General features: G+C 68.8%; 9 protein-coding genes and 1 pseudogene. 4 read left to right on the forward strand and 6 right to left on the reverse strand.

The genetic code is table 11. The features are described 5' to 3' along the window. Positions 1-62: 62 nt before the first annotated feature. From KQ305_RS11530 to rpoD, 5 genes are all read right to left on the reverse strand, one after another. Positions 63-464 carry a DUF1824 family protein gene (locus KQ305_RS11530; RefSeq protein WP_259725551.1) on the reverse strand — a complete coding sequence of 134 codons (402 nt, stop codon included), beginning with the start codon at positions 462-464 and terminating at the stop codon, positions 63-65. Further along, entirely contained in the window at positions 415-1,122 is a 708-nt protein-coding gene (locus KQ305_RS11535) for a phosphatase PAP2 family protein (protein ID WP_259725552.1), read from the reverse strand. The genes KQ305_RS11530 and KQ305_RS11535 overlap by 50 nt, the downstream gene beginning before the upstream one ends. After that, positions 1,122-2,939, reverse strand: coding sequence for a glycosyltransferase family 39 protein (locus KQ305_RS11540; RefSeq protein ID WP_259725553.1), 1,818 nt, complete (start codon positions 2,937-2,939; stop codon positions 1,122-1,124). Before KQ305_RS11540 ends, KQ305_RS11535 begins: the two co-directional genes overlap by 1 nt. Before the next feature lie 78 nt (positions 2,940-3,017). Beyond that, a complete protein-coding gene (locus tag KQ305_RS11545) occupies positions 3,018-4,127 on the reverse strand; it encodes a glycosyltransferase family 2 protein (protein WP_259725554.1) in 1,110 nt (369 codons plus the stop codon). A 78-nt stretch (positions 4,128-4,205) separates the two neighbouring features. Beyond that, positions 4,206-5,537: an RNA polymerase sigma factor RpoD gene (gene rpoD / locus KQ305_RS11550; RefSeq protein ID WP_259725555.1), complete on the reverse strand. Its 1,332-nt coding sequence runs from the start codon at positions 5,535-5,537 to the stop codon at positions 4,206-4,208. Positions 5,538-5,973: 436 nt separating this feature from the next. On the opposite strand from rpoD, the gene priA reads away from it, so the two are divergent. Next, a complete protein-coding gene (gene priA, locus KQ305_RS11555) occupies positions 5,974-8,325 on the forward strand; it encodes a primosomal protein N' (protein ID WP_259725556.1) in 2,352 nt (783 codons plus the stop codon). 28 nt (positions 8,326-8,353) lie between these two features. On the opposite strand, the gene KQ305_RS11560 is transcribed toward priA, so the two are convergent. Further along, on the reverse strand, positions 8,354-9,073 hold the full coding sequence (locus tag KQ305_RS11560) for a DUF3153 domain-containing protein (protein ID WP_259725557.1): 720 nt from the start codon (positions 9,071-9,073) through the stop codon (positions 8,354-8,356). Between the two features lie 55 nt (positions 9,074-9,128). On the opposite strand from KQ305_RS11560, the pseudogene KQ305_RS11565 reads away from it, so the two are divergent. The 3 genes and pseudogenes from KQ305_RS11565 to KQ305_RS11575 form a co-directional block, all read left to right on the forward strand. Next, positions 9,129-9,302: pseudogene (locus KQ305_RS11565) on the forward strand (cold-shock protein); the annotation flags it as partial. A 183-nt stretch (positions 9,303-9,485) separates the two neighbouring features. Next, on the forward strand, positions 9,486-9,677 hold the full coding sequence (locus KQ305_RS11570; RefSeq protein WP_259725561.1) for a cold-shock protein: 192 nt from the start codon (positions 9,486-9,488) through the stop codon (positions 9,675-9,677). A gap of 193 nt (positions 9,678-9,870) precedes the next feature. Next, positions 9,871-10,156: hypothetical protein (locus KQ305_RS11575; RefSeq protein WP_259725558.1), on the forward strand; the 286-nt coding region annotated here is incomplete at its 3' end.

The raw sequence follows: 10,156 nt of genomic DNA on the forward strand, positions 1-10,156 counted from the left end.
AGCCTAGGGACCGGCCTGTCCCAGCTCCCGGCCAGCGGGCGGAACGTGATCAGCTGATGGGATCAGGCGAACAGATCCAGCGGCAGGGGGCCCCAGGTGTCCTCGGCGGCCGGATCGGAGGCGTCATGGCCGGTGATCAGGATCCCCTCGCCGAGGCCCTCCTCCCGGCGCAGCTGGAACAGACCCGTGCGCTGGTTGCCCTTGAGGAACACCCCACCGGGCTCCCCTTCGCCGGCGTCCCCTGGCTGGAGGGTCGGCCAGGCCAGGGCCGTCTCGAGCTCACGCAGGGCCGTTACCGCCGCCGACGACGACGGCGCCATGATCCCGACCGTGAACCAGCCACAGGCCCCCAGCAAAGGGACGAGCTCCTCACGCAGCAGGCGGGCCTGATCCCCGTCGAGCTGAGGGGCGGATCTAAGGCCCCTCAGAGCGGCCAGGCCGGAGCTGGGCAGGTCGGTCGTCAAGGGATCGCAGCGGTCGAACCGCCCCACTCTGGAGGTCCGCGGCGACTGGCTCCCGCCAGAAGGCCAGGCATACGGTCAGCCAGGCCAGGCCAACGGCGGCACCGGCGAGCAGATCCGTGGGCCAGTGGGCGCGCACGTAGAGGGTGCTGAGCCAGACCAGGCCCACCAGCAGACAGGCACCGACCATGAGCAGACGCCGCACGCGGGGATGGTGGGACCCCAGGATCACCACCATGGCGAAGTAGAAGGCCACGGCCCCGGCGGCATGGCCGCTGGGGAAGCTGTGGCCATCGAGCGGCAGCAGGCTGCCAGGGGGCCGATTGCGGCTGAACAGGGGTTTGAACACCAGATCCACCAGGATCAGGATGCCGCCGGTGGCCATCACCAGCAGGCGCAGATCCGTCCACCATCTCCGCAGCACGAGATAGCTCAGGGCCATCGCCACCAGAACGGCGGTGAAGCCGACACCGGTCGCCCGATACACCTTGGTCAGGGCCCCGCCCACGAGGCCGTGGAACTGGTTGCCCAGCCAGTCCAGGACGGTCGCGTCCAGCAGTGCCAGCGGCCGGCCCGGGGACACGGCCACAAACAGCCCCACCAGCACGATCAGGCAGCCAGGCAACAGGATCCTGTCCCGTGGCAGCAGACGGAAGCGCATCACGGCACCAGGGAGCGACGGGGCACCCGCCAGAGGGCCAGTTCCCCTGCGCGGGACAGGCGCTCGATCCCCTCAGCAGGCAGGGCCAGCCCCTCGAGATCGCGGCGATCGCCCAACAGGCGAACCGACCGGCTGGCCGGTGTGAGCGAGAGGGCAGCGGGACCCTTCAGAGCCAGCTGGCTGATGTGGACGCGATCGGAGACGAAGACGGCCTCGGGCTCGCCGTAGAACAACAGGCTGTAGCGTTTGGTGCCGACGATCAGCAGCGGCTCCTCGGGCTGGGCGGCGGCCTGGGCCGTGCGGGCCATCTGGCGCAGGGGCAGCTGGCGCTCGCGATCCAGCAGGGGACCGAGGGGGGCGATCACCAGGCCGAGCACGGCCAGGAAGCCGGCGAGGCTGGGCAGCCACAGCCAATCGCGCGCCGCCGGCCGAAACAGCAGCAGCACCAGGGCCAGGGCCGTGAGCCCCAGACACAGGCTCAGCATCAGGGGCAGACCGGAGCGCGACAGGGCTGCGCCGAACGCCGGATAGGCAGGATCACTCGCCACCCATCCCGGGGCCAGGGCCGCCGCCACCGCCATGGCGGCCAGCAACAGCACCTCGAAGCCGGTGGCGATGCGTACCCCTGCCCTGCCACCGCCGGCCTGGGGCGCCGTGGAGGCCTCCGGCAGGGGACGCCACAGCAACGCCACCAGCAGGCTCGCCGCCGGCAGGGCCGGCAGGATGTATCCGGGCAGCTTGGTGGCGGCAGCCGAGAAGAAGGCCACCACCAGCACCAGCCACAGCAGCAGGAACAGGCCCAGTTCGGCGGGGGCGCCTCCCTCCCCCGTGGGATCCCCCGCGGCTGCCGATCGCCAGCGGCGCGGCTGCCAGAAGCCCTGGGCCGCGATCGCCAGGGGCAGGAACAGCGACCAGGGCAGCAGCAGCAGCACCAGCCAGGGCAGATAGAACCAGGGGGGGCCGGGGTGGTCGTAGAGGACCGAGGTGAAGCGCTGCAGGTTGCTGAACCCCAGGAACCCACCCAGGAAGTCGCCACCGTTGACGACGGCCGCGGCCGTGTACCAGGGGGCGCTGACCCCAAGAAACAGCGCCACCATGGCGAGCAGCGGACGCCAGCGCAGCCAGGCTCGCCAGTGGCCGGTGAGCAGCAGGAAGACCACCACCACCAGACCCGGCAACAGCAGACCCACCGGGCCCTTGGCCAGCACGGCGATCCCTGCGAACACCGCCATGGCCACTCGGCCAAGGCCATCCCGCCAGGGGTCGCTGCGGTGGCGATGGGCCAGCAGGAAACCGAACAACGCCAGGCTGATGGCGCTGGAGAGGAACATGTCTGTGGTGGAGGTGCGTCCCCAGCCGATCCAGCCCGGCGTCGTGGCGATCACCCCCGCCGCCACCGCCGCCCGCAGCACCCGGGGCCGGCCGGCTTCGCCCGCCGGCGACCAGGCCAGCATCAGGCCGAAGCCCGCCACCACCACGGCACTGGCGGCGAGGGCCACCGGCAGGCGAGCCGCCCACTCGCTGACCCCGAACAGCCGGAAGCTGAGGCCCACCATCCAGTACCCCCAGACGGGGTAGTCAAAAAAGCGCTCGCCGTTCCACCAGGGGGTGATCCAGTCGCCCCGCTCCAGCATCTGGTGGCCCACCTCCACGAACAGGGCCTCGGTCTTGTCCATCAGACCGAGGCTGCCCAGGCCCTGGAAGAAGGCCAGCCAGCAGAGCAAAAGCAGCCAGAGGCCGCTCAGCACCCAGATCATCCGCCGATGCATCCGGGTGCTGGCACGCTCCGGCGGGGCCCCTAGGGCAGCAGACACCATCCTTGGAGAACGGCAAGGTCAAGGGAAAGTTAAGGCCGGGCGGCGCCGACGCGTGCAACGGCCGACGGCGGACGCGGCCTAGGGGGTGTTCCAGACGAAGCGGGAGGAGGCGGCGTACTTCCAGACGAAGTCGACGGCAATCCCCGCCAGCAGGGCCAGCAGCGGCTGTGGGGTGACCTGCCGGAAGAAGGCCGAGGACACCCCGACGTTGGCCGCCATCCCGAGGGAGGTGACCAGAAGAAAGCGGATCAGACCGAACACCAGAGCCAGGCCGTTGAGCTGCTGGGAGCGGAAGGTCAGCACGTTGTTGATCAGATAGTTGGAGCAGCCCGCACAGACCACCGCAGCCACCTGGGCCTGCTCGAAGCCCAGTCCAACCACCTGCTGCATCAGCGCGAACACCAGCAGATGAATGCCGATGCCGGTGGCCCCCACCAGGGCAAAGCTGACGGCGCGCCGGGGCACCATCCGTAACAACAGGGTGTGCAGGATCGAGACGCCGAGATCCCAGATCACCGCCACATTCAGCTTGGACTCGCCGGCACTGCGGGGCTGAAAACGCAGCGGCACCTCCGCGACGGCCAAGTGACCGTGACTGAGGGCCAGCAATTCATAGAGAAACTTGAAGCCGTTGACATCCACCTGCCGGACGTAGGGGAGGCATCGCTCCGGACGCAGGGCGAAGAAGCCGCTCATGTAATCGGTCAGATGGCGGTAGCGGGGCAGGCTGAAACGGGCCACCGAATTTGCCCAGGTGGAGTTCCGCTCGCGCTGCTCGCTCAGGCCCATGATGCTGGCCTGCTTATGGAAACGGCTGCCGATCATCAGATCGCTGCCACTCTCCAGAAGGGCGGAAACGGCCTGCGCCACCGCGGCGGGTTCGTGCTGTCCATCGCTGTCCATCACGACCACGACATCGCCTGTGGCATCCAGGATGCCCTCTTTGATGGCACTGGAGAGCCCGAATCGACCCACCCTCCGAATCAGCCTGACGCTGTCATGACGGTGGGCCAGGAGACGGATCTTTTCCGATGTTCCGTCGTTGGAGTCATCATCGATGAAAAGAAGCTCAAGGTCATAGTGATCCTGCAACGACAGCAGGGCGGTGACCATCGGTTCAACGTTGTCGCATTCGTTGAAGGTGGGCAGAACCACCGACAGCCGCAACAGATCGCCAGCTTCAGTCATCAGGAGAGTTGCCCGTGGCTTGGAGGAGCTTTCATGCGCTGGGAGAAGAGCAGAAAGCTCCCCCAGATCAGTTGGGGGCTACTTGATGTACTCCTTCAAAACGCCGTTACGGTTGGGATGGCGCAGTTTTCGCAGCGCCTTGGCTTCGATCTGGCGGATACGTTCACGGGTCACGTCGAAGATCTGGCCGATTTCTTCCAGGGTCTTCATGCGGCCATCGTCCAGGCCGTAGCGCAGGCGCAGCACGTCGCGCTCACGGGGGCTGAGGGTGGCCAGCACCCCCTCGAGATCCTCGCGCAGCAGGTTCTTGGCCACATCCTGTTCAGGATTTTCGATATCGGCCTCGATGAAGTCGCCGAGCCTGGAGTCTTCCTCCTTACCGATGGGCGTTTCCAGGGAGATCGGCAGTTGGGCCGATTTGGCGATGAAGCGAAGCTTCTCGATCGTCATCTCCATGCTTTCGGCGATCTCCTCTTCGGTGGGCTTACGGCCGAATTCCTGGGAGAGGGTCTTGGTGGTCTTCTTGATCCGGGAGATGGTCTCGTAGAGGTGGACGGGGAGCCGGATGGTGCGGCTCTGGTCGGCGATGGCCCGGGTGATCGCCTGGCGGATCCACCAGGTGGCGTAGGTGGAGAACTTGTAACCCTTCTCGTGGTCGAACTTCTCGGCGGCACGAATCAGGCCGAGGCTGCCCTCCTGGATCAGATCCTGGAAGGAAAGACCCCGGTTCATGTATTTCTTGGCGATCGAGACGACCAGCCGCAGGTTCGACTGAACCATCTTTTCCTTGGCCCGCCGACCCAGCATGAGCCGCCGGCGGAACTTGATCAGCGGCATGTCGAAGATGCCAGCCCATTCCTTGGAGTCAGGGAAGTGGCCCTTGTCGGCTTCGAACTCGGCTGCCTTCTCCTCCAGTTCGAGCAGATCGGCGATCTTGCGCGCCAGCTCGATCTCCTCATCGGGCCGCAGCAGACGGATACGGCCGATCTCCTGGAGGTAGACGCGAATCGAATCCTCGGTGTAGACGCCCTTGGGACCCACCTTGATGCTGGCCAGGGCCTTGGCGCCCTTGGCCTCCTTCGGCAGGTCTCCGGCCTCCTGCTGGTCGTCGCCGCCATCGAGGGCCTCCTCAGCGACAATCACCGCAGGCTTGGCCACGGTGGCCTTTGCGGCGGTGGTCTTCGCAGCGGTGGTCTTCGCAGCGGTTTTGGTGCCTTTGGCAGCAGGCTTCGTCGCGGTTTTGGGGACCGCCACCTTGGGGGTGGCCGTTTTGGCACGGGTGGCGGTCTTTCGCGCCGTCGCTGGGGCTGAAACGGCCGCCGGCTCGATCGGCAGGACCTCTCCGTTGGCGGAGACGGTGGCCAGGATTTCAGGAATAGCGGCTTTGGCCTTGGCGGCGACTGGGCTCATGGAAACGACGCGAAAGAGAAAGGAGCGGGGCAGGAGGGAGGCGGGGCAGGACTGGCGGGTGACAACCCGCTCGATCCGACGGTGATCAGGGGCCTGAAGCCGTCCTGAAAGTTCCGTCCTCCACGGACCAGCAACGGAGCAGGTCGGGAGGGCAAGGAGGACAACAGGACGACCCAGGATGGATGACCCCTGTCAAGGAGCCCCTGTGTCTGGATCTTGGATGGATCGCTCCAGGAGCGCGAATGGGATGGGGGAGAACGGCCAGAGCCGATGCAGGGCTGTCACGGGTGGTCTCAGACCGGAGGAAGGAGATGGGAGTGAATCCCTGAATCCTCAGCGGGTCTTCCCTGTGGACGGAACTCTGCGCGGTTCCGACGGCAGCCTTGCGAGCAGCCCAACTCCGTCATCCTAGGAATGGCGTGAGATCTTTGCAAGATTGCCAGCCAGTCCTTCACCCTCCTTTCCCCGAACAGCTGCTCCAGGCTGGCTGGAGGTCTGGCTGGAAGCCGGCCGGGAGGGGCGCACCTTCACCTACGCCAACCCCGAAGCCCTGGGCATCGGCGTTGGGGATCTGGTGCGGGTCCGTCTCCAAGGGCGGCCCCACACCGGCCTGGTGGTGGCGACGGCGACGACCTGCCCGGCCGCCATGGAGGGACGGCCGATCCTGCCGGTGGAAGCCGTGCTGCAGAGCGCCGCGATCGATCCCCACTGGCAGGCCCTGCTTGAGGAGGTGGCCCGGCAATGCCACACCGGCTTGTTCCGCACCCTGAAAAGCGCCCTGCCGCCTGGATGGCTCGGTCAGGCCCGCCGAACGCCCGCAGGCCAGGGGCGGATCCTCTGGACCGTGCGACTCAACCCCGACACCAGCGCGGTGGTCAGCCACCCCCGGCAACAGGAGCTGCTGGATCACCTGGCCAGCCAGGGGGGGGCGCGGTTGCTGCGCGATCTGGTGCAGGAAGCCGGCTTCGGTCGCGCCCTGATCGGGACGATGGAACGCCGGGGGCTGCTCCTGAAGGAGTCCGGCCGCGGCCCTGCGAGGGCCGGCGGTTCAGGCGGCCTGGCAGGCCATGGGGGCGGCCATGGCCCCACCCCCCTGGAAGCCTCCCAGCGGGCCAGCCCGGCCCAGGCCGAGGCGATGGCGGCGATCGCCGACGCCCCCCCCGGCCAGGCCCTGCTGCTGTGGGGGGTGACCGGCTCCGGCAAGACCGAGGTCTACCTGCAGGCCGCCGCCCGGGAGCTGGCGGCAGGGCGCAGTGTGCTGATCCTGGCGCCGGAGATCGGCCTCATCCCCCAGCTGCTGGATCGCTGCCGGCGGCGCTTCGGCGTGGCGGTGATCGAGTACCACAGCGGCATGGGGGATGGCGAGCGGGTCGTTGCCTGGCGACGCTGCCTTGAGGCCACCCGGCTGCGGGAGCCCTGCCTGGCCGTCGGCACCCGCTCGGCCGTCTTCCTGCCGCTGGGCCACCTGGGGCTGATCGTGCTCGATGAGGAACACGACGCCTCCTACAAGCAGGAGAGCCCCATGCCCTGCTATCACGCCCGGGAGGTGGCCCGGCTGCGGGCCCACCAGACGGGGGCCAGGCTGGTGCTCGGCAGTGCCACGCCCTCGCTGGAAACCTGGTGGCGCTGCCAGTCGCGCCCGGGGGGCCTCCCTGGCGACACCCGCCTGCTGGCGCTGCCGGAGCGGATCGGCCAGCGGCCCCTGCCGCCGGTGCGGCTGGTGGACATGCGCCAGGAGCTGGTCGACGGCCACCGCCGCCTGATCAGCCGCCCCCTGATGGCCCGGCTGGAAGCGCTGCAGGAGAAGGGCGAGCAGGCGGTCGTGCTGGTGCCGCGGCGCGGCTACCGCTCCTTCCTGAGCTGCCGCAGCTGCGGCGAGGTGGTGCTCTGCCCCCATTGCGATGTGGCCCTGACCGTGCATCGCGGCCCCCGGGCCGGCGACCGGGAGGGCCGGGAGTGGCTGCGTTGCCACTGGTGCGACCACCGCCAGGAGATGGGCGACCGTTGCGGCCACTGCGGCTCCACCGCCTTCAAGCCCTTCGGTGCCGGCACCCAGCGGGTGATGGAGCAGCTCGCCACGGAGCTGGAGGGCCTGCGCCTGATCCGCTTCGACCGCGACACCACCCGCGGCCGGGATGGCCATCGCCGCCTGCTCGAACGCTTCGCCGCCGGCGAGGCGGACGTGCTGGTGGGGACCCAGATGCTCGCCAAGGGCATGGACCTGCCCGCGGTGACCCTGGCGGCGGTGCTGGCGGCCGACGGCCTGCTGCACCGGCCGGACCTGCGCGCCTCGGAGCAATGCCTGCAGTTGCTGCTTCAGCTCGCCGGCCGGGCCGGCCGGGGCGAACGCCCCGGGGAGGTGCTGGTGCAGACCTACAGCCCCGACCATCCCGTCATCCGGCATCTGGTGGACGGCCGCTACGGGGCCTTCCTGGCCGAGGAGCTGGAGCTGCGTCGCCAGGGCGGCATGGTGCCCTTCGGTCGGGCCTGCCTGCTGCGCCTGGCCGGTCCCACCGCCAGCGGCACCGCCACCGCCGCCGCCGCCCTGGCCGAACGGATCCGCCCCGCCCTGGAGAGGGCCGGCTGGGTGCTGATCGGGCCGGCGCCCGCCCCGGTGGCCAGGGTGGCAGGCCGCAGCCGCTGGCAGCTGCTGCTGCACGGCACCTGCCAGGCGGCGGCGGGGTCATCCGTCGATGCGGTTCTGCCCCTGCCCCCCGAAAGTGAGCTGCGGCAAGCCCTGCCCCCGGGGGTCAGCCTGACGATCGATCCGGACCCGCTGGAGCTCTGAGACAGGCGTCAGGCCGGCGGCGAGGGCGTCAGGCCGGCAGTTCCGGCAAGCCGAAGCCCAGCCGGCGGCGGGTCGCCTGCAGGGCAAGCACCAGGGGCAGGACCAGTCCCACCGCCGCCGCCCCCACCCCCAGGCCGCTCCAGCGCCAGCAGCGCAGCTCCAGCACATTGATCTCACCGGTCTGCAGCGGCCAGACCAGCCGACGCCGGTCGCCCCGCTGCACTGGAGGGGCCGCCTGCAGGACAGCCGCCGGCCGCACCGGGGCGAGAACGAGCGCCAGGTCCAGCCCCGGGATCGCCTCGAGCGGCTGCAGATCAAGCTCCAGCAGCAGGTGCTGGCGCACCCCCACCAGCCAGTTGCGCTCCTCCCAGAGGACCACCGGAGCGGCCAGGGCCACACCACTGAGCTGGCCGGCCACCTGCAGGCTGCCCGTCAGGACCCCGAGGGCCTGGCGAGCCGGCAACACCGGGGTGGAGAGGAGCTGGTCGCCGCTCCCCCCCGACGACCGAAACGGACCGGGGGAAGGGATCCGGGGCTCATGTCCCTCCAGCGCTGCGACGAAACGCCTCTGCCAGGGGCTCTGGGGGCCGGCGGGGCTGCGCAGCTGGTGGCTCAGCTGCAGTCGCCCGGGTCCGTCGAAGCGCAGCTCGGTGCGCACCTCCATGCAGCCCCCCAGCAGGGAGGCCAGCAACAGCAGCACCACCGCCACCACCACCGCGAAACCCACCGGGGCCCGGGTGGGGCCCACCGGCGGCGGCGGCGGCGGTGGTGGTGGCTTCGGTGGCGGTGGTCCCCGTCGCGAAATGACGCCCGGCATCGTGATCGGCACCGGTCGTGGCACGGTCAAGTTCTTCAACGCGCAAAAGGGTTTCGGCTTTGTTGTCCGTGAAGACGGCGGCGAAGACGTGTTTGTCCACATCTCGGCGGTGGAAGCCGCTGGTCTGACCGGCCTTGCCGATGGCCAGCCGCTCGAATTCACCCTCACCGAACGCAACGGCCGCGTGTCCGCCACCGATCTCAAGATCGAAGGCGAGCCGCTGCCAGTGGAGGATCGCGCCCCGCGCGAACCGCGCGAACCGCGCGCTGCCGGCGGCGATTTCGAACGCCGCCCGTCGCGTGAACGCACGCCCAGCACTACGGGTGAACGCGTTGAAGGCACTGTGAAGTTCTTCAACGGCACCAAGGGTTTCGGCTTCATCCAGCGCGACGATGGCGCGCCGGATGCGTTCGTGCACATCTCGGCCGTGGAACGCGCCGGCTTCGCCAATCTGAACGAAGGCCAGCGCGTCTCGTTCGAACTGGAAGAAGATCGCCGCGGCAAGCAGGCCGCCGTGAACTTGAACGCGATCTGATCAACGTGCATTGAAACGGGCGGTGGCCGGCAAGGCTGCCGCCCTTTTCATGCCCCCTTTCCTGCACTGCGGCAAATGCGCCTGCGGCCAAGCCCTTGGCGGCATTGGACTGGCATTGCCATTACAAGTCTGTCATGCGGCGACCCAGCATGGCCAGAGCGCCAATTCAACCTGATACGCACGGAGCAAGACGATGCTGGCAAACAACAGCGTGATGATCATCATGGTGGTGATGAGCTATCTCATGGTGGCTGTGGTGGTCGCCGCATTTTTCATGCACGGCCCACGCGCGCTTGATGATCGCAAGCAGCGCCAGATCAACAAGCTGGTTTCGGGTGCCGAGCTGCTGGCCGATGCCATCAGCCGCAACGGCCATGATGCGGTGCACCTCGCCCGCCTGCAGGCCCAGTATGACGCCCATGCCCGCGCGCTGACCCAGCTGGGCACGCCGGTGCCGGCGCTGATCACTGCCCCCGCGC

This window comes from Synechococcus sp. CS-1332, from assembly GCF_025127995.1.
In the GTDB taxonomy this organism is placed as follows: domain Bacteria; phylum Cyanobacteriota; class Cyanobacteriia; order PCC-6307; family Cyanobiaceae; genus Cyanobium.

Bases quoted from the DNA above. Each gene is read 5' to 3' on its own strand.
- rpoD (WP_259725555.1), bottom strand. From the start codon at position 5,537: ATGAGCCCAGTCGCCGCCAAGGCCAAAGCCGCTATTCCTGAAATCCTG.
- KQ305_RS11540 (WP_259725553.1), bottom strand. From the start codon at position 2,939: ATGGTGTCTGCTGCCCTAGGGGCCCCGCCGGAGCGTGCCAGCACCCGG.
- KQ305_RS11545 (WP_259725554.1), bottom strand. From the start codon at position 4,127: ATGACTGAAGCTGGCGATCTGTTGCGGCTGTCGGTGGTTCTGCCCACC.
- KQ305_RS11535 (WP_259725552.1), bottom strand. From the start codon at position 1,122: ATGCGCTTCCGTCTGCTGCCACGGGACAGGATCCTGTTGCCTGGCTGC.